General features: G+C 65.2%; 17 protein-coding genes. All 17 read right to left on the bottom strand.

The window, feature by feature from the left end; translation table 11 throughout:
• Nucleotide 1: 1 nt before the first annotated feature.
• The 17 genes from ACM62G_RS21295 to ACM62G_RS21375 all read right to left on the bottom strand — a co-directional run bounded on the left by ACM62G_RS21295 (nucleotide 2) and on the right by ACM62G_RS21375 (nucleotide 22,998).
• Nucleotides 2–550, bottom strand: coding sequence for an adenine phosphoribosyltransferase (locus tag ACM62G_RS21295; RefSeq protein WP_054061460.1), 549 nt, complete (start codon nucleotides 548–550; stop codon nucleotides 2–4).
• A gap of 90 nt (nucleotides 551–640) precedes the next feature.
• Nucleotides 641–1,375 carry a fumarate/nitrate reduction transcriptional regulator Fnr gene (gene fnr / locus ACM62G_RS21300; RefSeq protein WP_054061459.1) on the bottom strand — a complete coding sequence of 245 codons (735 nt, stop codon included), beginning with the start codon at nucleotides 1,373–1,375 and terminating at the stop codon, nucleotides 641–643.
• A gap of 107 nt (nucleotides 1,376–1,482) precedes the next feature.
• Nucleotides 1,483–2,865: an oxygen-independent coproporphyrinogen III oxidase gene (gene hemN, locus ACM62G_RS21305; protein WP_054061458.1), complete on the bottom strand. Its 1,383-nt coding sequence runs from the start codon at nucleotides 2,863–2,865 to the stop codon at nucleotides 1,483–1,485.
• A gap of 91 nt (nucleotides 2,866–2,956) precedes the next feature.
• Nucleotides 2,957–3,640: a sulfite exporter TauE/SafE family protein gene (locus tag ACM62G_RS21310; protein WP_054062891.1), complete on the bottom strand. Its 684-nt coding sequence runs from the start codon at nucleotides 3,638–3,640 to the stop codon at nucleotides 2,957–2,959.
• Nucleotides 3,633–3,851 carry a cbb3-type cytochrome oxidase assembly protein CcoS gene (gene ccoS, locus ACM62G_RS21315; RefSeq protein ID WP_054061543.1) on the bottom strand — a complete coding sequence of 73 codons (219 nt, stop codon included), beginning with the start codon at nucleotides 3,849–3,851 and terminating at the stop codon, nucleotides 3,633–3,635. Before ccoS ends, ACM62G_RS21310 begins: the two co-directional genes overlap by 8 nt.
• Before the next feature lie 22 nt (nucleotides 3,852–3,873).
• Complete coding sequence (locus tag ACM62G_RS21320; RefSeq protein ID WP_419735482.1) at nucleotides 3,874–6,324, bottom strand: heavy metal translocating P-type ATPase; 2,451 nt, start codon at nucleotides 6,322–6,324, stop codon at nucleotides 3,874–3,876.
• A gap of 32 nt (nucleotides 6,325–6,356) precedes the next feature.
• Complete coding sequence (locus ACM62G_RS21325) at nucleotides 6,357–6,896, bottom strand: FixH family protein (protein WP_273825466.1); 540 nt, start codon at nucleotides 6,894–6,896, stop codon at nucleotides 6,357–6,359.
• Nucleotides 6,897–6,907: 11 nt separating this feature from the next.
• A complete protein-coding gene (ccoG, locus tag ACM62G_RS21330) occupies nucleotides 6,908–8,323 on the bottom strand; it encodes a cytochrome c oxidase accessory protein CcoG (RefSeq protein WP_054061070.1) in 1,416 nt (471 codons plus the stop codon).
• Nucleotides 8,324–8,635: 312 nt separating this feature from the next.
• Nucleotides 8,636–9,610, bottom strand: coding sequence for a cytochrome-c oxidase, cbb3-type subunit III (gene ccoP, locus ACM62G_RS21335; RefSeq protein ID WP_054061069.1), 975 nt, complete (start codon nucleotides 9,608–9,610; stop codon nucleotides 8,636–8,638).
• Nucleotides 9,607–9,792, bottom strand: a complete 186-nt coding sequence (locus ACM62G_RS21340) for a CcoQ/FixQ family Cbb3-type cytochrome c oxidase assembly chaperone (RefSeq protein ID WP_026145428.1) — start codon at nucleotides 9,790–9,792, stop codon at nucleotides 9,607–9,609. Before ACM62G_RS21340 ends, ccoP (ACM62G_RS21335) begins: the two co-directional genes overlap by 4 nt.
• Before the next feature lie 6 nt (nucleotides 9,793–9,798).
• Nucleotides 9,799–10,407 carry a cytochrome-c oxidase, cbb3-type subunit II gene (gene ccoO, locus ACM62G_RS21345; RefSeq protein WP_017905624.1) on the bottom strand — a complete coding sequence of 203 codons (609 nt, stop codon included), beginning with the start codon at nucleotides 10,405–10,407 and terminating at the stop codon, nucleotides 9,799–9,801.
• On the bottom strand, nucleotides 10,407–11,849 hold the full coding sequence (gene ccoN, locus ACM62G_RS21350) for a cytochrome-c oxidase, cbb3-type subunit I (RefSeq protein ID WP_054061068.1): 1,443 nt from the start codon (nucleotides 11,847–11,849) through the stop codon (nucleotides 10,407–10,409). Before ccoN (ACM62G_RS21350) ends, ccoO (ACM62G_RS21345) begins: the two co-directional genes overlap by 1 nt.
• A gap of 334 nt (nucleotides 11,850–12,183) precedes the next feature.
• Entirely contained in the window at nucleotides 12,184–13,122 is a 939-nt protein-coding gene (ccoP, locus tag ACM62G_RS21355; protein ID WP_054061067.1) for a cytochrome-c oxidase, cbb3-type subunit III, read from the bottom strand.
• Entirely contained in the window at nucleotides 13,119–13,313 is a 195-nt protein-coding gene (locus ACM62G_RS21360; protein ID WP_337959421.1) for a cbb3-type cytochrome oxidase subunit 3, read from the bottom strand. Before ACM62G_RS21360 ends, ccoP (ACM62G_RS21355) begins: the two co-directional genes overlap by 4 nt.
• A 3-nt stretch (nucleotides 13,314–13,316) precedes the next feature.
• Nucleotides 13,317–13,925 carry a cytochrome-c oxidase, cbb3-type subunit II gene (gene ccoO / locus ACM62G_RS21365; RefSeq protein WP_054061066.1) on the bottom strand — a complete coding sequence of 203 codons (609 nt, stop codon included), beginning with the start codon at nucleotides 13,923–13,925 and terminating at the stop codon, nucleotides 13,317–13,319.
• 10 nt (nucleotides 13,926–13,935) lie between these two features.
• Entirely contained in the window at nucleotides 13,936–15,360 is a 1,425-nt protein-coding gene (gene ccoN / locus ACM62G_RS21370; RefSeq protein ID WP_054061065.1) for a cytochrome-c oxidase, cbb3-type subunit I, read from the bottom strand.
• 210 nt (nucleotides 15,361–15,570) lie between these two features.
• Complete coding sequence (locus tag ACM62G_RS21375) at nucleotides 15,571–22,998, bottom strand: Ig-like domain-containing protein (protein ID WP_419735483.1); 7,428 nt, start codon at nucleotides 22,996–22,998, stop codon at nucleotides 15,571–15,573.
• Between the last annotated feature and the right edge of the window lie 79 nt (nucleotides 22,999–23,077).

The raw sequence follows: 23,077 nt of genomic DNA on the forward strand, positions 1-23,077 counted from the left end.
GTTACTTTTCCGCCAGCGAGAATTGGGTCAGGCAGTAGGTCGGCACGTTCATGTCGTTCAGCCGCCGGGAGCCGCCCAGCTCCGGCAGGTCGATGATCGCGGCGGCCTCGAAGACCTTGGCGCCCATGCGCCGGACCAGGTTGGCGGCGGCGATCAGGGTGCCGCCGGTGGCGATCAGGTCATCGAAGATCAGCACCGAATCGCCTTCGCACAGGCTGTCGGCATGCACTTCGAGGAAGGCCTCGCCGTATTCGGTCTGGTAGCCCTCGGACAGGACATCCGCTGGCAACTTGCCCTGCTTGCGGAACAGGATCAGCGGCTTGTTCAACTGGTGGGCGATGATCGAGCCGATCAGGAAGCCGCGGGCGTCCATCGCGCCGATGTGGCTGAAGTCGGCTTCGACATAACGGTGGATGAAGCTGTCGGCCACCAGCCGGACCGCCCGTGGCGACTGGAACAGTGGCGTGATGTCGCGGAAAATCACGCCCGGTTTCGGGAAATCGATAACCGGGCGGATCAGGGATTTGATGTCGAAGGTGTCGAAAGCCATCGTCGCAGGTTTCCTGGAGAGCGGTAGGTGCCCAGTATACCTGCGACGGTGCCCAGTGGCCTGTGCGAATTGGTCAGGCCGGCCGCCGGATCAGCTTTCCAGCGAACCGCCGGCGAGTGCACAGAGCTGGATCGGGTCGAGGATGTGCACTTCCTTGCCTTCGGCGGCGATCAGTTCGCTGCCCTGGAAGCGGGTGAACACCCGCGAGACGGTTTCCACCGCAAGGCCCAGGTAGTTGCCGATCTCGTTGCGCGACATGCTCAGGCGGAACTGGTTGGCGGAGAACCCGCGGGCGCGGAAACGGGCCGAAAGGTTGACCAGGAACGTGGCGATCCGCTCGTCGGCGGTCTTTTTCGACAACAGCAGCATCATCTGCTGGTCGTCGCGGATCTCCCGGCTCATCACCCGCATCAGTTGGCGGCGCAACTGCGGCAGTTGCAGGGCCAGTTCGTCCAGGCGCTCGAAGGGAATCTCGCACACCGAAGTGGTTTCCAGGGCCTGGGCCGATACCGGGTAGGTCTCGGTGTCCATCCCCGACAGCCCGACCAGTTCGCTGGGCAGGTGGAAACCGGTGATCTGTTCCTCGCCGCCGTCGCTCAGGCTGAAGGTCTTCAGTGCGCCGGAGCGCACAGCGTAGACGGAGCCGAAGGTATCGCCCTGGCGAAAGAGGAATTCCCCTTTCTTCAGCGGGCGGCCGCGTTTGACGATTTCGTCCAGCGCATCCATGTCCTCCAGATTCAATGAAAGTGGCAGGCAGAGAGGGGCCAGGCTGCAATCCTTGCAGTTGGCCTGGCTGTGGGCGCGCAGCTTCACGGGCTCGGACATTTCTTGAATCCTTGTGGGAAATCACACATAAGCCGTAAGGGTACCCCAGCAGGGCTTGTTCAGGCCAGCCTGCGCCAAAATGGCGCACCCCTACGAAAGTGTAATTTTCAGATCACCCGGGAGAAGCGCTGGCGATTCTGCTGTTCCAGGTAGGCATCGAATACCATGCACACCGAGCGTACCAGCAGGCGCCCGGCGGGCAGAACGGTGAGCCGCTCGTTGTCCAGCTCGATCAGGCCATCGTCGGCCATGCCCATCAGGCGTGGCCAGAGTTCGGCGAAGTAGCCGCGGAAGTCGAGGGTGAACTGTTGCTCGATCCGGGCGAACTCCAGGCTGAAGTTGCAGATGATCTGCTGGATCACTTCCCGGCGCAGCCGGTCGTCGGCGTTGCACAGCAGGCCGCGACTGGTGGCCAGTTGCGCGCTGGCCAGGGTGTTCTGGTACTGGTTCAGGTCGCTGCTGTTCTGGCAGTACAGGTCGCCGATCTGGCTGATGGCCGACACGCCCAGGCCGATCAGGTCGCAGTGGCCATGGGTGGTGTAGCCCTGGAAGTTGCGCTGCAGGGTGGACTCTTCCTGGGCGATCGCCAGTTCGTCGTCCGGCAGGGCGAAGTGATCCATGCCGATGTAGCGATAGCCGGCGGCGGTCAATTGCTCGATGGTGCGATGGAGCATTTCCAGCTTGTCGGCCGGGGCCGGCAGCTCATGACTGTTGATCCGCCGCTGGGGCAGGAAGCGCTCGGGCAGGTGGGCATAGTTGAACACCGAAAGGCGGTCCGGCTGCAGGTTGATCACTTCGTCCACGGTGCGGGCGAAATGTTCCGGGGTCTGCTTGGGCAGGCCGTAGATCAGGTCGATATTGATCGAGCGGAATTGCAGGGTCCGCGCCGCCTCGATCACCGCACGGGTTTCATCCAGGCTCTGCAGGCGATTGACCGCCCGCTGCACGCTCGGGTCGAGGTCCTGCAGGCCGATGCTGATCCGGTTGAAGCCCAGCTCGCGCAACAGGCCCATGGTCGACCAGTCGGCTTCCCGCGGGTCGATCTCGATGCCGTAGTCGCCGGAGTCGTCATCCAGCAGGTTGAAGTGCTGGCGCAGCCTGGCCATCAATTGGCGCAGTTCGTCATGGCTGAGAAAGGTCGGCGTGCCACCGCCGAAGTGCAACTGCTCGACTTTCTGGTTCGGGTCCAGGTGGCAGGCCACCAGCTGGATTTCCTGCTCCAGGCGCTGCAGGTAGGGCTGGGCGCGGCCGCGGTCCTTGGTGATGACCTTGTTGCAGGCGCAGTAGTAGCAGATGTTCGCGCAGAACGGCACATGCACATACAGCGACAGCGGCCGCGAGGCCTTGCGGCTGTCGCGCAGGGCGTGCAACAGGTCGAAGGTGCCGACCTGGCTGTTGAATTGTACGGCGGTGGGGTAGGAGGTGTAACGCGGTCCCGCAAGGTCGTAACGGCGAATAAGATCAGAGTCCCAACGAATGGCGTCGAGCATGCGGGCGTTCCCCCGGATTGGCTGCAATGCCCGGAGTCTAGGGGGATCGCGACGCAGGCATGTTGATTTGTATCAAGGGTCTCGGAGCCGCTCAGTGCCCCATCAACCAGTGCTGGTGCGGTCCCGGCAGGGTCCACAGGCCGAACAGCATCACCAGCAGGCCGCCGCCCAGGCGTACACCGCGTTTGCGCAACAGCGCCGTGACCCGTTCCGCCGCCAGCCCGGTCGCCAGCAGCACCGGCCAGGTGCCCAGGCCGAAGGCGAGCATCAGCAGCGCGCTGTCCAGCGCGTTGCCGCGGCTCGCCGCCCACAGCAGCGTGCTGTAGACCAGGCCACACGGCAGCCAGCCCCAGAGCGTACCCAGCAGCAGCGCACGGGGCAGGCTCGACACCGGCAGCAGGCGATTGGCAACCGGTTGGATATGCCGCCACAGGCCGCGGCCGAGAGCTTCGATGCGGGTCAGGCCACTCCACCAGCCGGCCAGGTACAGGCCCATGCTGATCAGCAGCAGGCCGGCCACGACCCGCAACGCCGCCGCCGCCGGGCTGCTGGCCACCGCCCAGCCGGCCAGCCCGGTGAGCAGGCCGGCCGCTCCGTAGCTGAGCACCCGCCCGAGGTTGTAGGCCAGCAGCAGGCGCAGGCGTCGCGCCCGTTGTTCGCGGGGGATCGCCAGGGTCAGGGCGCCCATCAGGCCGCCGCACATGCCCAGGCAATGACCGCCGCCGAGCAGGCCGAGGATTACCGCGGAAACCAGCAGTGGCACCAGTTCAGGCATGGGGCGGCGTCCGCCGATCGCGCTCGTTGCCCGTACCGTCGGCCTCGTCGATGGCGGCCTTGTGGTTCGGGTCCTGGTCGTCGAACAGGATGCTGTGGGCCGGGCCGTCGAGGTCGTCGTACTGGCCGCTGTCCACCGCCCAGAAGAAAATGTAGACGGCGATGGCGACGATCAGCAGTGCCGCCGGGATCATCACGTAGAGTGCTGGCATCTTTACTCCAGGCCCGCCCGGTTCAGGCCGGTTGCGGGCGGGTTTCGTTCAGGACGTGGTCGCCCTGCGGGCCGGGCAGGCGAGTCAGGCGCAAGGCGTTCAGCACCACCGTCAACGAGCTGATGGACATACCGACCGCCGCCCATATCGGCGTGATCCAGCCGAGGGCGGCGAACGGCAACATGAGGCCATTGTACAGTGCCGCCCAGGCCAGGTTCTCGATGATCACCCGACGGGTCCGGCGGGCCAGGTCGAAGGCCTGCACCAGGGCGTCGAGGCGGTTGGACAGCAGCACGGCGTCGGCACTGGTCTTGGCCAGGTCGGTGGCCGAGCCCATGGCGACGCTGATGTCGGCTGCGGCCAGCACCGGCACGTCGTTGACCCCGTCCCCCAGCATCAGCACCTTGCGGCCCTGCTGCTGCAATTGCCTGAGCACCTGCAACTTGTCATCCGGGCTCAGCCCGCCACGGGCCTCGTCGATCCCCAGTTGCGCAGCCACGTCGGTGACCATCGGCGAACTGTCGCCGGATAGCAGCAGGGTGCGCCAGCCACGGGCACGGCAGGCCGCGAGCAGGTCCGGGGCATCGCCGCGCAGCCGGTCGTCGAGGACGAACCAGGCCAGCGCGCCCTGGCGGTCGCCGAGCAGCAGCCACTGTCCGCTGGCATCCGGCGCTGTCGGCAGGGCGCAGCCGCTGAGTTCACAGACGAACTGCGCCTGGCCGATCCGCAACCACTGCGCGCCGACCCGGCCTTCCAGGCCGCGTCCGGGTGTACTCAGGACGTCTTCGGCGGCTTGCGGGGCACGCCCGAAGGCCCTGGCGATCGGGTGCTCGGAGCGGTTCTCCAGCGCCGCAGCCAAGGCCAGGCAGCGTTCGCTGTCCAGCGCTCCCAGCGGGTTGATGGCGCGCAGCGCCAGGCGGCCTTCGGTGAGGGTGCCGGTCTTGTCGAAAATCACCGTGTCGATCTGGTTCAGCCCTTCGAGTACATGCCCGCGGGTCAGCAGCAGGCCGAGCTTATGCAGGGTGCCGGTGGCCGCGGTGAGGGCGGTCGGGGTGGCCAGCGACAGGGCGCAGGGGCAGGTCGCCACCAGCATCGCCAGGACGATCCAGAACGCCCGCTGTGGGTCGACCTGCCACCAGAGCAGGCCGATGGCCGCGGCGGCGATCAGCGACAGCAGCAGGAACCATTGCGAGGCGCGGTCGGCGATCTCCGCCAGGCGCGGCTTCTCGCTCTGGGCCCGTTCCAGCAGGCGGACGATGGCCGACAGGCGAGTGTCCTGGCCGAGGGCGAGGATCTCGACCGTCAGGGCGCCTTCGACGTTCAGCGTGCCGGCGGTGACCGCCTCTCCCGGGCTACGCGGTTGCGGCAGGTATTCGCCGGTCAGCAGCGATTCGTCGATGCTCGACTGGCCCCGGAGAATCCGGCCGTCCGCAGGTAGCACGGCACCGGGATGCACCAGCACCTGGTCACCCAGGCGCAGTTCATCGAGCAGGATGCGTTCGCTCTGGCCGTCCGCCCGCAGGCGCAGGCAGGATGCCGGCAGCAGGTTGACCAGTTGCGCGGTGGCCGCCGCCGTGCGCTCGCGGGCGCGTCGTTCCAGATAGCGGCCGGCCAGCAGAAACAGGGCGAACATGCCCACCGCATCGAAGTACAGCTCGCCGACGCCGCTGATCGAGGTCCAGATCCCGGCGCAGTAGGCGCTGCCGATCGCCAGCGAGACCGAGACGTCCATGGTCAGGTGGCGGGTACGCAGGTCGCGCAGGGCGCCGCGAAAGAACGGCGCGCAACTGTAGAAGACGATCGGGGTGGTCAGGAACAGCGCGACCCAGCGCAGGATGACATGCAGCTCCGGGCTCAGGTCGATATTGAATTCCGGCCAGGTGGCCATGGTCGCCATCATCGCCTGGAACCACAGCAGGCCGGCCACGCCCAGCTGGCGCAGGGACTTGCGGTTCTCGGCGGCCAACTGTTCGCTGGCGCGGTCGGGTCGATAGGGGTGGGCGGCGTAGCCGATCTGCCGCAGTTCGGCCAGCAGGCGGCTCAGCGGCAGTTGGCTGTCGGCCCAGCTGACCTGCAAGCGGTGATTGGACAGGTTCAGCCGCGCCTCGGCCACCGCCGGCAGGTTGCGCAGGTGCCTTTCGATCAGCCAGCCGCAGGCCGCGCAACTGATGCCTTCGATCAGCAGGGTGGTTTCGGCCAGTTCGCCGTCGTGACGGACGAAGGGCTGCTGCACATCGGCGCGGTCGTACAGCGCCAGTTCATCCGGCAGTTGCACCGGCAGGACGTCGGGGTTGGCGGAGGTCTCGCTGCGATGGCTGTAGTAGTGCTCCAGGCCGCCGGCGACGATGGCCTCGGCCACGGCCTGGCAGCCCGGGCAGCAGAACTCGCGGGTCTCGCCCAGCACTGCGGCGGTGAAGCGGCTGCCCGAGGGGACGGGCAGGGCGCAGTGGTAACAGGGGAGTGGGGTGGTCATAAGTGATGTGGGTCGATCGATTCCGTGCGCGGTCAGTTGTCGAGGTCTTCGGCACCCTTGAGCGGCTCGTCGCCCAGCAGCAGGTCGCGGTCATGGCTGACCTGCTCTTCCTCGAACATCCGCCAGGTCTTGCCGTCCTGGGTACCCAGCAGTTCGACGAAGCGCCGGCCCTCGACCTTGTCGCTCAACTGGCCGATGTAGCGGCCCTGTTCGGTCTGGCTGCGGTTGAGGCTGATCTTGCGATCCTTCTCCGGCTGGGTCGGCGAGATCAGGTTCAACTCCAGGGTCGCGGGCGTGCTGTCGCCGCTCAGGCGCAGGTCGACCTCACCGGTCACGTCGTCGAAGTGCACGTTGGCGCGCATCTTCAGCGACTGGGCCAGCAACTCGCGGTCCAGGGAACGGTTGATGCCCTTGCCGGCCTCGTAGTAGTTGTCGTTGACCAGGTTGTCCGGGTTCTTCACCGCGATGGTCACCATCGACAGGGTCAGGGCCACCGAGCAGGCCAGGATGCTGATGATGATCCACGGCCAGAGGTGCTTGTACCAGGGGTGGGTGGCAGTTGCGACGGACATTGTGGCTTCCCTTAGCGAATTTGCGGGCCGATGAACCGGCTCTTGGCTTCGACGTGAACGCTGGCGTCATCGGCGTCCCTGAGGATGAATTTCACCTCGTTGGTGCTCGACGGCAGTTGCTCGGGAGAACTGGAGAGTTCCACCGGCATGCTGAAGATCTCCCCGGCCGGCACGCGGATTTCGCGCCGCCCCTGCAGGCGCAGGTCGGGCAGGCCGGCGGCATCGAGCACGTAGGTGTGGTCGCGCTGGTCCTTGTTCATGATCTTCAGGCTGTAGACGTTCTCGATCCGACCCTCGGCATTTTCGCGATAGAGTACGCGGTCCTTGCTGACGTCGAAGCCGACCAGCGAGCGCATGAGGAACGCGGTGATCAACAGACTGATCATCGCCAGCAGCACCACCGCGTAGCCGATCAGGCGAGGGCGCAGGGTGTGGGTCTTCTGCCCGGACAGGTTGTGCTCGGTGGTGTAGCTGATCAGCCCGCGCGGATATTCCATCTTGTCCATGATGCTGTCACAGGCGTCGATGCAGGCGGCGCAGCCGATGCATTCGATCTGCAGGCCATCGCGGATGTCGATGCCGGTGGGGCAGACCTGCACGCACATCGTGCAGTCGATGCAGTCGCCCAGGCCCTGGGCCTTGTAGTCGGCGCCTTTCTTGCGCGGGCCACGGCCTTCGCCACGGCGCGGGTCGTAGGAGACGATCAGGGTGTCCTTGTCGAACATCACGCTCTGGAAGCGCGCGTAGGGGCACATGTAGATGCACACCTGCTCACGCAGCCAGCCGGCGTTGCCATAGGTGGCGAGGGTGAAGAAACCGACCCAGAAATACGACCAGCCATCGGCTTGCCCGGTGAAGAAGTCGATCACCAGTTCGCGGATCGGCGAGAAGTAGCCGACGAAGGTCATGCCGGTGACGAAGCCGATCAGCAGCCACAGGCTGTGCTTGCTGAACTTGCGCAGGAACTTGTTGGCGCTCATCGGCGCCTTGTCGAGCTTGATGCGCTGGTTGCGATCACCCTCGGTGACTTTCTCGCACCACATGAAGATCCAGGTCCAGACGCTCTGCGGGCAGGTGTAGCCGCACCAGATGCGCCCGGCGTAGACGGTGATGAAGAACAGGCCGAAGGCGGCGATGATCAGCATGCCCGACAGCAGGATGAAGTCCTGGGGCCAGAAGGTCGCGCCGAAGATGAAGAACTTGCGTTCCGGCAGGTTCCACCAGACGGCCTGGTGGCCGCCCCAGTTCAGCCAGACCGTACCGAAGTAGAGCAGGAACAGCACGGCACCGCCGGCCATCCGCAGGTTGCGGAACAGCCCGGTGAAGGCTCGGGTGTAGATTTTTTCGCGTGAGGCGTAGAGGTCGACGGCGTTGTTCTGTTGCTTGGCAGGCGGAGTGACGTCGTGTACCGGAATCTGATTGCTCATCATTGCATCCCACGGCAGGGGGAAAATGTCGCGGTCAGTACGTGCCGACCGTGATCGGATAGCGTTGAAGCTTAGTGCAGTGGCTTAATGATACGCCTCTGCCCCGGCTCAACGGGTGCGACCTTTGGTCGCGTTGGGTGAAAGCTCGGTATGGTGTAGCGAATGTAACAAAGCATGACGCAGATCAATTGACTATAGGCCAAGGCCGTGGCTGGCATGTGCCGATTCTGGCGGGCGTGAGGGCCCTGCACCATGAAAAAGGCCCCGTCGGTCCATGCCGGCGGGGCCTTTGTCGTTGCGGCAAGCCAGGGCTTATTCGGCGGGCTTGTCGTTACCGTGGGACAGGCTGTAGACGTAGGCCGCCAGCAGGTGGACCTTGTCGTTGCCCTGGGTCTGCTCCTGGGCCGGCATCTGCCCCTGGCGACCGTAACGGATGGTCTGTTGCAACTGCGCGAAGCTCGAACCGTAGATGAACGCGGCCGGGTGCGTCAGGTTCGGCGCGCCCATGGCCGGGGTACCCTTGCCTTCCGGCCCATGGCAGGCCACGCAGTTGGCGGCGAACAGCTTCTGGCCATTGACCGGGTCGGCCTTGGCGCCTTCCGGCAGCTTGCGACCGTCGAGGTTGGTCAGCACGAACGCGGCGACATCGGCCACGCCCTGCTCGCCGATCACCTCGGCCCAGGCCGGCATCACCGCATGGCGACCGCCCATGATGGTCTGCTTGATGGTCTGCGGGTCGCCGCCCCAGCGCCAGTCTTCATCGGTCAGGTTGGGGAAGCCATAGGCCCCCTTGGCGTCTGAACCGTGACACACCGAGCAGTTGGAGGCGAACAGTCGCCCACCCATCTTCAGGGCCTGCGGGTCCTTGGCCACTTCCTCGATGGGCATGGCGGCGTATTTGGCGAAGATCGGCCCGAATTTGGCATCCGACCTGGCCATTTCCTTCTCCCACTCGTGCACGCCGGTCCAGCCGGTCTGGCCGTTGGCGAAGGGGGTCTGCTTCTCGTTGTCCAGGTAGTTGTAACCTGGCAGTACCCCTTTCCAGTTGCCCAGGCCCGGGTACAGCACCAGGTAGCCGAGAGCGAAGATCAGGGTGCCGACGAACAGCATGAACCACCATTTCGGCAGTGGGTTGTCGTACTCCTCGATGCCGTCGAAGGAGTGGCCGACGGTCTCGTCGGTCTGCTCGGCGCGCTGGCCCTTGCGGGTCGACAGCAGCAGCCAGGTCAAGGCGAAGATGGTACCCAGACTGAGGACTGTGACGTACAGACTCCAGAACGTAGTCATTCTTTGTTACTCCTAGAAGCTTGCTCGACGTGCTTGATGGCTTCGGGATCGTCCGCGAAAGGCAGCAAGGTCGCGTCTTCAAACTCCGCCTTGCGCTTGGGGCTGAAGACCCACAAGGCCAGGCCGACAAAGGCCACCATCACCACGAGGGTGCCAAGGCCACGAATCATCCCGATATCCATGAACAATCACCGTTTGCTTTTGATGATGGTGCCAAGGCCTTGCAGGTAGGCCACCAGCGCGTCCATTTCGGTCTTGCCCTTCACGGCATCCCTGGCACCGGCGATGTCTTCGTCGGTGTAGGGCACGCCGAGCGAGCGCAGGACTTCCATCTTCTTCGCGGTGTCCTTGCCGTCGAGCTTGTTTTCCACGAGGAACGGGTACGCCGGCATTTTCGACTCGGGCACCACGTTGCGTGGGTTGTACAGGTGCGCGCGGTGCCAGTCATCGGAGTAACGACCGCCGACACGGGCCAGGTCCGGGCCGGTACGCTTGGAACCCCACAGGAACGGGTGGTCCCAGACGCTTTCACCGGCTACCGAGTAGTGCCCGTAGCGTTCGGTTTCGGCGCGGAACGGCCGGATCATCTGCGAGTGGCAGCCGACACAACCGTTGGCGATGTAGATGTCGCGGCCTTCCAGTTCCAGGGCGGTACGTGGCTTCATGCCTTCGACCGGCTTGTTGGTGACGTCCTGGAAGAACAGCGGGACGATCTGGGTCAGGCCGCCGATGCTCACGGCGATGACCATGAAGAAGGCCAGCAGGCCGATATTCTTCTCGACTACTTCGTGCTTCATCAGTGGGCTCCAACGACAGCGATCTGAGCGGCGGCTTCAGCTTCAGCCGGGTTCGAGGCGCGAACGGTACGGAAGGTGTTGTAGGCCATCAGCAGCATGCCCGTGGCGAAGAACGCCCCGCCCAGGGCGCGGACGATGAAGCCGGGGTGGCTGGCCTGCAGCGCTTCGACGAAGGAGTAGGTCAGCGTGCCGTCGTCGTTGATCGCCCGCCACATCAGGCCCTGGGTGATGCCGTTGACCCACATCGAGGCGATGTACAGCACCGTGCCGATGGTCGCCAGCCAGAAGTGCGCGTTGATCAGGCCGACGCTGTGCATCTGCTCGCGGCCGAACAGCTTGGGAATCATGTGATAGACCGCACCGATGGAAATCATCGCCACCCAGCCGAGGGCGCCGGCGTGGACGTGGCCGATGGTCCAGTCGGTGTAGTGCGAGAGCGAGTTGACGGTCTTGATCGCCATCATCGGACCCTCGAAGGTCGACATGCCGTAGAACGCCAGGGAGACGACGAGGAAGCGCAGGATCGGGTCGGTGCGCAGCTTATGCCAGGCGCCGGAGAGGGTCATCATGCCGTTGATCATGCCGCCCCAGCTCGGGGCCAGCAGGATGATCGACATGGCCATGCCCAGCGACTGGGCCCAGTCCGGCAGGGCGGTGTAGTGCAGGTGGTGGGGACCGGCCCAGATGTACAGGGTGATCAGTGCCCAGAAGTGGACGATGGACAGGCGATAGGAGTAGATCGGGCGTTCGGCCTGTTTCGGCACGAAGTAGTACATCATCCCGAGGAAGCCGGTGGTGAGGAAGAAACCCACCGCGTTATGCCCGTACCACCACTGGATCATCGCGTCGGTCGCGCCGGAGTAGGCCGAGTAGGACTTGAAGAAGCTCACCGGCAGCGAGGCGTGGTTGACGATGTGCAGCATGGCGGTAACGATGATGAACGCACCGTAGAACCAGTTGCCGACATAGATGTGCTTGGTCTTGCGCTTGATGATGGTGCCGAAGAACACCAGGGCGTAGACCACCCAGACGATGGCCAGCAGGATAGCCAGCGGCCATTCCAGTTCCGCGTATTCCTTGGTGGTGGTGTAGCCCAGCGGCAGGGTGACCAGGGCGCCGACGATCACGGCTTGCCAACCCCAGAAGTGGAAGGCCGCGAGGCTGTCGGAGATCAGTCGCACCTGGCAGGTACGCTGCACCACATAGTAGGAGGTGGCAAACAGTGCACAACCACCGAAGGCGAAGATCACCAGGTTGGTGTGCAGCGGGCGCAGGCGTCCAAAACTCGTCCACGGCAGACCGAAATTCAGCTCCGGCCAGACCAGTTGAGAGGCAATGAAGACTCCGAGCCCCATGCCAAGGATCCCCCAGACCACCGTCATGATGGCGAACTGGCGGACTACCTTATAGTTATAAGCAGTCTGACTTATTGCTGTGCTCATTCTAAGGTTCCACGGTTTGGGTATAGTTATTAGGGGTGAAAATCGGCCGCAAGTATGGATAAAGAGTAGGGTCATTGCAACGCGCCATGACCTGGGTCAATACCTTGCGACGCTGATTCTGCGGCCTTTCCATGCTCGGTGTAGGGTCAAAACGCGCGCTCGCGAAAACCGTGACCGACCGGTTGACGAGGGGTTGCGGATTGATCGAGGTTTGGAAAGCTTAGTACCGATTCCCGGGAGTGGGTAGGCAGAGCGAAACCGAGGTGCGACACTCGGTCGCGCAGGGGAGGGGAACTGCCGCATCCTGATCGATGCGGCAGGAAATATCCGGTATTTATTGAGCTTTGTTTTCTCCTTGACTGCCGTGGGAAAGGCTGTACACGTAAGCGGCCAGCAACTGCACCTTGTCGTTGCCGAGCAGTTCGCTCTGGGCCGGCATGTGGCCCTGGCGACCGTGGCGGATGGTCTGCTGCAGTTGCGCCAGGCTGGTGCCGTAGATGAAGGCGGCCGGCGTGGTCAGGTCCGGTGCGCCCATGGCCTGGGTACCCTGGCCGGTGGCGCCATGGCAGGCGACGCAGTTGGTGTTGAAGACCTGCTGGCCGGCGGCCAGGTCCGCGCCGTTGCCTTCCGGCAGCGGCAGCTTGCCCAGGCCGTGGCGCACATAGGCGGCGACGTTGCGCACACCGTCCTCACCGAGGATGTCGCCCCAGGCCGGCATCGCCGCGATGCGGCCACCCATGATGGTGGTCTTGATCGTGTCGGCACTGCCGCCCCAACGCCAGCTGTCATCGGCCAGGTTCGGGAAACCGTAGGCGCCCTTGGCGTCCGAGCCGTGGCAGACCGCGCAGTTGGAAGCGAACAGGCGTCCGCCCATTTTCAGCGCCTGTGGGTCCTTGGCCACTTCTTCCACGGGCATGGCCGCGAACTTGGCGAAGATCGGTCCGAACCTGGCATCGGCCTTGTCCATTTCCTTTTCCCACTCGTGCACGCCGGTCCAGCCGTTCTCGTAGCCGGGCAGGATGCCTTTCCAGTTGCCCAGGCCGGGGTAGAGGATCAGGTAGCCGACGGAAAACACCAGGGTGCCGGCGAACAGCATGAACCACCACTGCGGCAGCGGGTTGTCGTACTCCTCGATGCCGTCGAAGCTGTGGCCCATGGTCTGGTCGACGCTGCCCTTGGTCTCGCCCTTGCGCGTGCCGATCAGCAGCCAGGTCAGGCCGATCAGGCTGCCGATGGTCAGTACGCAGATGTACGTACTCCAGAAGGTGGTCATGGCCGGTTGCTCCTTGTTGCAGGGTCTTGTTCAGGTGTTTCGGGCAATGGATCGTCGGCGAACGGCAGCATGCGTGCCTGGGCGAACTCCGGATTGCGCTTGCCGTTGAACACCCAGATGGCGAGGCCGACGAAGGCGATCATCACCACCAGGGTGCCGAGGCCGCGGATCATTCCGCTACTGATCTCCATGGCTCACCTCTTGCTCTTGATCGCGGTGCCGAGCACCTGCAGGTAGGCGACCAGCGCGTCCATCTCGCTCTTGCCCTTGAGGCTGGCCACGGCGCCGGCGATGTCGTCGTCGCTGTAGGGCACGCCGAGGGTGCGCATGGCGCGCAGCTTGGTTTCGGTGTGGCTGCTGTCCAGGGCGTTGGCGACCAGCCACGGGTAGGCCGGCATCTTCGATTCCGGTACCACGTTGCGCGGGTTGTACAGGTGCGCACGGTGCCAGTCGTCCGAATAGCGGCCGCCGACTCGGGCCAGGTCCGGGCCGGTACGCTTGGAGCCCCACAGGAACGGGTGGTCCCAGACGCTTTCACCCGCCACCGAATAGTGCCCGTAGCGTTCGGTCTCGGCGCGGAACGGCCGGATCATCTGCGAGTGGCAACCGACGCAGCCTTCGCGGATGTAGATGTCGCGGCCTTCCAGTTGCAGCGCGGTGTAGGGCTTCATGCCTTCGACCGGCTTGTTGGTGACGTCCTGGAAGAACAGCGGGACGATCTGGGTCAGGCCGCCGATGCTGACGGCGAATACCATCAGCAGCATCAGCAGGCCGACGTTCTTTTCGATCACTTCGTGTTTCATGGCGAACTCCTCAGGCCATCTGCGCGTTGGCGGTGACGGTGGCAGGTGCTGCACCGCGCACGGTGCGCCAGGTGTTGTAGGCCATCAGCAGCATGCCGCTGAGGAAGATGGCACCGCCGATCAGCCGCACGATGAAGCCGGGATGGCTGGCCACCAGGGTTTCGACGAAGGAATAGGTCAGCGTGCCGTCCTCGTTGACCGCGCGCCACATCAGGCCCTGGGCGATACCGTTGACCCACATCGAGGCGATGTAGAGCACGGTGCCGATGGTGGCGAGCCAGAAGTGCGCGTTGATCAGGCCGACGCTGTGCATCTGCTCGCGGCCGAAGACTTTCGGGATCATGTGGTACAGCGCGCCGATGGAGATCATCGCCACCCAGCCCAGCGCCCCGGCGTGCACATGGCCGATGGTCCAGTCGGTGTAGTGGGAGAGAGCGTTGACGGTCTTGATCGCCATCATCGGACCCTCGAAGGTCGACATGCCGTAGAACGCCAGGGAGACCACGAGGAAGCGCAGGATCGGGTCGCTGCGCAGCTTATGCCAGGCGCCCGAGAGGGTCATCATGCCGTTGATCATGCCGCCCCAGCTGGGTGCCAGCAGGATCAGCGACATCACCATGCCCAGCGACTGGGCCCAGTCCGGCAGGGCGGTGTAGTGCAGGTGGTGGGGACCTGCCCAGATGTACAGGGTGATCAGCGCCCAGAAGTGGACGATGGACAGGCGATAGGAATACACCGGGCGTTCGGCCTGCTTGGGCACGAAGTAGTACATCATCCCCAGGAAACCGGCGGTCAGGAAGAAGCCCACCGCGTTGTGCCCGTACCACCACTGCACCATGGCGTCGGTGGCACCGGCGTAGAGCGAGTAGGACTTGGTCAGGCTGACCGGGATTTCCAGGTTGTTGACGATATGCAGGATCGCCACGGTGATGATGAATGCGCCGAAGAACCAGTTGCCGACATAGATGTGCTTGGTGGTGCGCTTCATCACCGTGCCGAAGAATACGTAGGCATAGGCGACCCAGACGATGGTGATCAGCAGGTCGATCGGCCATTCCAGCTCGGCGTATTCCTTGGAGCTGGTGTAGCCCAGCGGCAGGCTGATGGCTGCCAGCAGGATCACCAACTGCCAGCCCCAGAAGGTGAAGGCCGCCACCTTGGGCGAAAACAGCTGGGTCTGGCAGGTGCGCTGCACCGAGTAGTAGGAGCTGGCGAACAGTGCGCAGCCGCCGAAGGCGAAGATCACCGCGTTGGTGTGCAGCGGGCGCAGGCGGCCGAAGCTGGTCCAAGGCAGGTTGAAGTTGAGTTCGGGCCAGACCAATTGGGCCGCGAGGAAAACCCCGAGCCCCATACCGACGATGCCCCACACCACCGTCATAATGGCGAATTGGCGGACCACCCGGTAGTTGTAGGCGGTACTGATTGAAGTGTTCATGGTTCCCCATCCACGGTTCGGGCCAACGCGCAGACGGCCTGCCAGGCGGCCTGCATGTCCGGCCCGGAGTTATAGGCAGACTAAAGCAAGCCAAGCATGGGCAAATAGCCAGCGGCGGGTATTGACGGGGGTCAATGGGCTCCGCCATGGAGCCCGGGTGCAGGCGTGGGGCGTCGTCGCAGCGGGCTGCGCGACGCCCGGATCAACGGATCAGGTGCAGGGCAGCAGCCTGCTGCCCAGGCCCAGGCCCGAGGCATGGTGGGTCAGGGTCACCAGGCCGAGGTCGACGGTGAGCCCGGGGTGGGGGATCTCCGCCACGTCCGGCTTGCGCATGTCCAGCACCAGCAGGATCAGGCCCAGCGTGCCTTTCTTCGCGGTCATCGACCAGGTGAACTTCTCCGTGCTGTGCTGCAGTGGCCAGCGATTGCCATAGAGCCTGCGAATGGCCTTGAGCTCGTCGATGTCGGGGAGCCTGAGGCCCTTCATCGTGGCGTTCTCGGTCGTGTCATCGCTGTTGGCGACGCCGAGGTCGTAGCACAGCATCACACCGTACACGTTGACCTGGTATTTCTTGAACTGCCCGGCCTTGTCCCGCACCACGATATGCGTGCTGCCGTTGCTGCGTACCGTTACCCGGCCATTGCGGTCGACTGCGGCGACCTTCGGATTCTCGCTGCTGTAGGTGTAGCCGGGGACTCCGCCGCTGGGCACCCGCTGGACCCAGGTGCCCGGGCCGAATTCGGGCAGCACCTGAGGGTGGCAGGGGATCAGGAATATCTGGCCGTGCAGGTTGACCGGGCTGGTATCGAGCAGCAGTTCAGGCACGCGCATTTTCGCCCGCACCGTCAGGGTCAACCGTGGGAAGAGTACGGCCGTGGCTTCGTCGGCACTGCCATCGAAGCTCGCCTTGAGGGTCAGCGTCAGGCCGCTCAGGTCCCGCAGGCTGTCGAGCCCGCTGCGTGGCAGCTTGCCGTGAATGACGTCGGAGATACTGGTGATTTCCTCCGCCTTCCAGAGCGTGAAACGATAGGGCGTACCATCGTTGCGGGTGCCTTCGACCTGCAGCCAGACCCGTTGCCCGACCTGGATATGCGGCCACTTGCCGACCTCCACGGTGGCATCTGCGCTGAAGGTGTTCAGGTCCAGCAGCCGATCCCTGGCCTCGCGAACCTCGGGGGCCGGCAGGTTTCGCGGCAGCAGCACCGACAGTGGCAGGACCTCGGACGGTGACGCCACACTGCCACGGGTGAGGGTATAGCCGACATCCACGTTTTTGCCGATGTTGGCGCTGACCGCGGTGACCGGGGCGAAGAAGGCCAGGCTGCCGCTGTCGCTGCCCGGTTGCGCCGGCAGCGTCGGCGTGCCGTTGCCCGCAGTCCCGCGCCAGTAGGCGTGGACGCTGTCGCTGCCCTGCATGCCGGCATAGCGCACGTCGATGGTCGCCCCGCGCTGGGCCAGTTCCGGTAGCAGGAACGTGCCGCCGGCTTCACGGACCCTGGGCCTCGGCAGATCGAGCGGGCCGGCACTGACCGGCAGGTAGCGCGGCAGCGACGGGAAGCTGTCCCCGGCGCTGGTGGTGACTTCGTAGTGCAGGGTGACCGAGCCACCGGCCAGCACGCTGACCTTGTCGTCGGGAATCAGGAACTGGATGTCCTTGTCGATGTCCTCCTCGCGCAGGGTGATCGTCCGGTCATACGGCACCTCGCTGCCGCTGGCCGTCCGGCCGAGCCAGGTCAGCTTGACCTGCTGCCCGGCGGCGATGAAGTCGTAGGGCTCGACATGGGCGATCACATTACGGAATGCCGGGTCGAGCACGTTGCCGTTCTGCTCGGCAAGCGGCACCCGCGGCGGCTTGAGGGTGCGTGCCCGGCCGGTGATCCACAGCGGCCGGCTCTTGGAGCGACGGCTGGGCTGGCCGGCGATGTCGACATAGTAATAGACGCGGGCCAGGCCACGGAGAATGGCAATGAACTGCTCGTAAGGGACCATGAACGAGACGAAGGGGTCGCTGTCGTGTCCGGGGCTGCTCTGGGTATGGGGCAGCAACTGCTGGCCCTCGGCATCCTCGCGCTCCACCACCAGGCGCACGGTATGACCGCTGTTCATCCCTTCGTAGCGCAGTACCAGCACCTGCACGTCGGCGCCGTCGAGTTCGTCCAGGTTCAGCATCATGCCCTGGGCCTTGGGAACCACCGGTGCGAGCAGGGACGGATCGCCGATCCCGACCTCGATGAGCGCCGGCCGTGACCATTGCGACCAGTTGCCCACCTCGTCGCGGATCTCGTAGCGCACGATGATCGAATCGGAGTTGCCGGCATCCCGGATGATCTCCGGATCGATGGGGATCACCACTTCGTCGCTCGGCTCCATCAGCTCGGGGTGCTGCACGTGGCGACCATGCCAGGACACCAGGATCCGGTCGCCACGGGCCATGTTCGCATAACGCCTGACCACCACGCTGACGCCCTCGGGGTCCTCGATCACCCCGGGCGGCAGCACCTGGGGCAAGGCGAGTTTTTCGTTCTCGCAGAGGGTGGCGCCATTGCCGGCCTTGCACGAGCGCTCGGGAGCACCGGGACTGTCGAGCTTGACCCGCACCGTCTGCCGGCCTTCCTCGGGCGTACCGCCGGGAAAGGGGGTGAGCACATAACGCACGGTCGTGGTCCCGGAGGTAATCCAGCGGGTTTCGACTTTCAGGGTGATGTGCCCACTGCTGGGCGTGTTGCCCTGGACATGGGTGGCGACGGGGTTGGGATGAGTGCCCCAGTACAGCTCTATCCTGTCCTTCGGCTGCAGTTGCAGCGGCCCGACCAATACCGGCAGGGCCCGCTGCGGGTCGATGACATCGGTCGCGCCCACGCCCAGTTCATGGAAGCTGTTGATCAGCGGGGGTGTCAGGGCCCGTGCGGTCCTGGACAGGCGGGTGGGGAGGCTGGCCAGCGGTTTCCAGCTGGGCTCCACCGGGCCTGCCTGTCGCCACTGCCCGCTGGTGACCAGCACGCTGAGGTTGCCGGTGGCGGCGACCTTCTGCACGAAGGCGGCATCGGGCAGTTCGATCACCTGATGCTCGGCCGAAGAACCGTTCTGCGCGGGCAGGCCCGTGGCGCACAACTGGCGCTGGGCGGCGGAGCCACGCGGGGTGTACTTGAGCAGTGCACCATCCGCCGCGGAGAGATACAGCCCCCCGAGATAGGTCCCCTGGTTCTCCAGGGTCCGGGTGGCGAAGCAGATAAAGGTGACGGAAAAGAAGTCGAGCACCGCCGTACGCTCGGTGCCCAGGTAGGCCGGGCCCGTGGCATGGGCGATATGCAGGCTGTGCAGGTCATAGGTGTGGTCGAACGTCAGTGGCAGGCGCTCCTGGTCCAGTTCCTGGGCCTTGGTCGCGGCGATGGCGCGAGTGACCTTGACCTCCCGCTCATTGCTGAACGGTTCGATGACCGCGTAGCAGTGACTGGCCTGGCATCGATAGGTCGCACTGATCACCAGTTGCTGATGCCGACGCTCGATCCGCCGATGGCTGTAGCGTGCGGCGTCGTCGGCGTGATTGAACAGCGGGCCGACTTCATAGCGTTCCGGTTGCCTGGCCGCTTGCAGGGCGGGGTCCCAGTTCGTGTCGATCGGGCCGCGTGCCGACCAGAAGCTGCCGCTGCGCAATACCTGCAGCTTGCCGCCGGCCGCGACCTGGCGCAGGTAGGCCAGCGGAGCCAGGGTGCCCTCCTCCAACTGGCCCTGGGTCGGGATGCCATCCGAGGCGAAGACCGCGCCCTCGGCGGTTTCGTCCTGCTTGGGAAACACCTCGACCTGGTATTGCAGCAGGGCTCCATCAGGGATCGACAGGTAGAGCTTGACGCTCGATTCCAGTCCGGGTGTCTGGGACACGGGGCAGACGCCACGGGCGGTGGCGATCAGGTGGGCAAAGTCGCGTGCACCGATGAAGTGGCGATAGGTCGGGTCGGCCAGCAGTCCGGTCGTACCTTGGCGGACCGGTGGGGCGACATAGACCCCGTCGAAGTCGTAGCCCTGGGCAATCATCTTGAACAAGTCGACATGCTCGGGGAACACCCGGTAGCGGTTGAACCGGGACCCGCCATCGGCGACGGCAGCGGTCGAGACATATTCCTCGCGTCCGGTTTTCCTGAAGATGAAACCGAACAGCGTCTCGTCCGGCTGGCCTGCCGCGGCCAGGGCATGGCGCAGGGCATCCTGGGCGTCGATATGCACCGGGCTCAGGTCCGGGAAGGCCGTGGCGTGTCCGTGAGTGCTCGCCTGGCGGCTGTTGCCGGCGCGAAAGCCGTCGGCGCTGGCATTCAGGCTGGAGACCACACCCTTGTGGACCCAGATCGCGCCCGGGACCAGCACCAGCAGTTCACCGGCCTGCAGCAGGTCCCGGGCATAGGTGGCCAGCACGCCCTTGTCATCCGCCCTGGCACTGCTGATCCGCCGTTGCAGGGCGTTGTCCATCACCTGCAGCGGGCGGTCGGCGGGCGGTGACAACTGGTTGAACAACACCTGCTCATGGGCGGAGCCGCTGGCCGTATAGCGAATCAGCGAGCCATCGCTGCCCGAGAAATAGCGGTAGGGGATCGAATCGCGTTCCCTGATCGCCTGATGGATGTCCCAGGTGGGGAACAGATTGAGGTAGAGCTCGGCCTCGTCCTCGGGCAGATGGAAGTCGATGGTGCCCAGGCCCGAGTGATAGACGCCGACCACCTTGTGGTTCTCGGGGAAGAACGCCGCCTTGACGTCCTTGGGGAAAACCCGCTGGTGGTCGAAGACCGCCGTCGGCGACAGCCAGGGTTCGGTGGCGACGAACAGCCCGTCCGGACGCTGCAGCACCAGGCCGCCATGGACCTGGTCGTGACGGTGCGGAATCTGCCCATGGGCATGCCGGGCGGCATCGTCGGCGCGGGAGAACACCGGCCCCAGCAGGCGGCGCTGGAAGTGCTGGTAGGGCTTCCAGGTGTCGCTGACCGGCCCTTCGCGATCCCACAGTTCGCTGCTCCTGAGCACACTCAGGCTGCCGGCACGGGCCAGGCCATGGACGAAATGGCGAACTTCCAGGTTGCCCAGGGTCACCTGTTCGCCGAGGCTCGGCTCGCTGCCCTGGCGCTTGAGCAGCAGGTCGTCGGCCAGGGCATCCCGGGACAGGTACTTGAGCCAGGCGCCCTCGCGGGTGCTCAGGTAGAGGGGCAGCGCTTCGTCGAGCGGATCATCCGGGCGCAGATAGGGCAGGGCGGCGGCAAGATCGATGGGGTTGAAGACATTGCGGTATTGCCAACTGTCCCCGGCAGGGACGGGGTCGGGATACAACGCGGCTCTGTAGCTGATGGCCGCCAGCTCGAAATCGGCCGGCAGGTCGGGATGGCCCATGGCATTCGTGCCGAATACCGCGGCCGGGGAAAACGGCGGCGTGCCGGCCACGACCGGTTCGCAGGCGACGTATCGTGCCCGTTGCCGATGTTTGAGGATGAAGCTGATCCGCTGTTGCGGGTGCTGGCCATCGAGGCGTTGCAGGGTGTGGCGGGCGGCGGCTTCCAGGTTGTCGAACAGCGGCCCCAGGGCCGGCCTCGGCTGATCGACCGGTGCCACGATGGGATTGGGGGCCCAGTTCGCTGGCAGCTTGCCAGGCTTGCCCCAGTAGCGGTCGCCCCGGACCAGGTAAAGGCCCTGGGCCTTGGCCAGCAGCCTGATGAAATCGCTGGGCAGCAGTTCGCCCTTTTCCAGTTGTTCCTCGATGGCACTGCGGCCAGAACGGGCCTTGGGCAGCAGACGGATGACCAGTTGGTCCTCCTCCTGGCTGTCGCTGGGCATGTACTTGACCAGGTTGAGGTCGCTCATCAGCACATAGAAGGCCTGCAGGCCCGCGGACCGGCCGGCGATGGTGGCCAGTACTTCCTGGGCGGTGATGCTGCGGTGAGCCAGGCGGAACTCGTCCTCGGGCAGGTTCGCCAGCGCTCCGGAACGCTCGACATTCCTCAGGTTGATGTTGGAGCGATACACGGCATGCAGCCGATGCCCGGCCGGGAAGGCTGGAAGGCCGGTTTCCGTGCTGGGATAGAGCTGGCTGGCGTCGAACAGCCGGCCTTCGGTGAAACGCGGTTGTGTGGCGACGAAGCTCTGGTCCGCGCGTTGAAAGATCAAGCCGCCCATTTGCCGGGCGTGGCCGCCCAGAGTGATCTGCTGGGCATAGCGCGCCGCATCATCGGCCGAGAGAAACGCCTGGCCCAGTTCCGGTACGGGGCTGTCGGCGAAGGGTTGCCAGGTATCGGCCGGCACCCTGCCGGCGCGATTCCACAGGCGGCTGCCGACCAGTACCCGCAGGGTCCCGGCTTCGGCCAGGCGGCGTACCCATTGCGAGGTCGACAGCTTGCCATCGAGCAGTTCGCGATTGAAGCGCTCGGCGCGCGGTTGCCAGTCGGCGCGTTCGGGGAGCAGGGCCCGTTCCAGTTCGCTGTCCCGGGACTGGTAGGACAGCAGGGCGCCATCGGCGGTACCCAGGCACAATGGCAGGGGCGCTCCGCCCTGGGGGCGCAGGCGCCGGGCCTGGTCGAGACCGGCGAGCAGGTCGTGGGGGCGCAGGGTGTTTTCATACAGCCAGTTTTCCTCTGGCGGCGACTGCCCGGGCAGGCCGTCGGCCTGGGCGTACAGGCCGGCCAGCACCACTTGCGCTGGCAGCGCCTGCAGGCCGATGGGGTCGAACAGCGGGCCGGCAACGGCGACCGGCTCGGTGGCGCGGAATTCGTCCTTGTGTGGATGCTTCACGATCAGCGATTGTTGTCGGTGCCGGCCCTTGAGCCCCACCTGGCCATGGATATGCCGCACAGCCTCATCGAAGCTGACGAAGGTTCGGCTCAGGGCCGACGTGGGTTGATCCTTGCGTGCCTGCGTGGTGCGGATCCCGGCAGCGTCGGGTTTCCAGGTGGTGGTGATGCGCTGCGCCGGGCCCCAGAAGGCATCGCCGCTGACGATCGACAGCTCGCCGGCCTCGGCAACCTGGTGAATCAGGGCCAGTGGCGTCAGCGTCCGCTTGTCCAGGGCCGAAACCAGCGGCGCAGGCAACTGCAGCAGATGACCGAGGATGGCCGAGGGGGCCTGCAGGCCGGCCTGGAGTTCCTGCTCGGCTTTCGAGTCGCTGGAGAGGTAACGCAGCAGCACGCCGTCGCCGACGGCCAGATAGCATGTCGCGAACCGCGCACGCAGGCTGATCGCCTGCTGCAGATAACCGATCTTGTCGGAGAAGCCCGAAGCCAGCGCCTGGTGGATCTGCTCGTCCTCGGACAGGCTGGCGGCGGGTGCGGTGTCGCTGTAGGACACATAGCCAGCCTCGATCCGGTGGCCCGTGGGCAGTTCGCTGTCTTGCGGCACGGAGGGCCACAGGCTGGCCGTGCTACCCTGGCGGGCGGTGAACTCCTGCGGGGTGCTGGCGTGAAACAGGCCCTGGGCGTCCCGGGTGAGCAGCCCCCTGAAGCGGATATCGGTGCTGAATTCCGAGGCCTGGTAGGCGGCCCGCAGTTGGATGCACTGGTGCCTGGCATCGAGCATGGCGGCATCGAGGGTCGCGAAAGCGGCGCCGAATGCCGATACAGCCCGGGACGAGGCGGTGGAGCGGGAATCGCTGAGCGACGGTTCTGAGGTCATGACATTACCCGTTGGCGGAAAGAGAGGCGGGCATCGGCGCCCAGGGGCGCTGGCCCGAGGCTTCTGAGTGTTCAGAAGG

The organism is Pseudomonas sp. COR18 (genome assembly GCF_048568395.1).
Taxonomy (GTDB): domain Bacteria; phylum Pseudomonadota; class Gammaproteobacteria; order Pseudomonadales; family Pseudomonadaceae; genus Aquipseudomonas; species Aquipseudomonas fuscovaginae_B.

Excerpts from the sequence above, each read along its gene's own strand:
- ACM62G_RS21295 (WP_054061460.1), bottom strand. The coding sequence starts at position 550 with ATGGCTTTCGACACCTTCGACATCAAATCCCTGATCCGCCCGGTTATC.
- fnr (WP_054061459.1), bottom strand. The coding sequence starts at position 1,375 with ATGTCCGAGCCCGTGAAGCTGCGCGCCCACAGCCAGGCCAACTGCAAG.
- hemN (WP_054061458.1), bottom strand. The coding sequence starts at position 2,865 with ATGCTCGACGCCATTCGTTGGGACTCTGATCTTATTCGCCGTTACGAC.
- ACM62G_RS21310 (WP_054062891.1), bottom strand. The coding sequence starts at position 3,640 with ATGCCTGAACTGGTGCCACTGCTGGTTTCCGCGGTAATCCTCGGCCTG.
- ccoS (WP_054061543.1), bottom strand. The coding sequence starts at position 3,851 with ATGCCAGCACTCTACGTGATGATCCCGGCGGCACTGCTGATCGTCGCC.
- ACM62G_RS21320 (WP_419735482.1), bottom strand. The coding sequence starts at position 6,324 with ATGACCACCCCACTCCCCTGTTACCACTGCGCCCTGCCCGTCCCCTCG.
- ACM62G_RS21325 (WP_273825466.1), bottom strand. The coding sequence starts at position 6,896 with ATGTCCGTCGCAACTGCCACCCACCCCTGGTACAAGCACCTCTGGCCG.
- ccoG (WP_054061070.1), bottom strand. The coding sequence starts at position 8,323 with ATGAGCAATCAGATTCCGGTACACGACGTCACTCCGCCTGCCAAGCAA.
- ccoP (WP_054061069.1), bottom strand. The coding sequence starts at position 9,610 with ATGACTACGTTCTGGAGTCTGTACGTCACAGTCCTCAGTCTGGGTACC.
- ACM62G_RS21340 (WP_026145428.1), bottom strand. The coding sequence starts at position 9,792 with ATGGATATCGGGATGATTCGTGGCCTTGGCACCCTCGTGGTGATGGTG.
- ccoO (WP_017905624.1), bottom strand. The coding sequence starts at position 10,407 with ATGAAGCACGAAGTAGTCGAGAAGAATATCGGCCTGCTGGCCTTCTTC.
- ccoN (WP_054061068.1), bottom strand. The coding sequence starts at position 11,849 with ATGAGCACAGCAATAAGTCAGACTGCTTATAACTATAAGGTAGTCCGC.
- ccoP (WP_054061067.1), bottom strand. The coding sequence starts at position 13,122 with ATGACCACCTTCTGGAGTACGTACATCTGCGTACTGACCATCGGCAGC.
- ACM62G_RS21360 (WP_337959421.1), bottom strand. The coding sequence starts at position 13,313 with ATGGAGATCAGTAGCGGAATGATCCGCGGCCTCGGCACCCTGGTGGTG.
- ccoO (WP_054061066.1), bottom strand. The coding sequence starts at position 13,925 with ATGAAACACGAAGTGATCGAAAAGAACGTCGGCCTGCTGATGCTGCTG.
- ccoN (WP_054061065.1), bottom strand. The coding sequence starts at position 15,360 with ATGAACACTTCAATCAGTACCGCCTACAACTACCGGGTGGTCCGCCAA.
- ACM62G_RS21375 (WP_419735483.1), bottom strand. The coding sequence starts at position 22,998 with ATGACCTCAGAACCGTCGCTCAGCGATTCCCGCTCCACCGCCTCGTCC.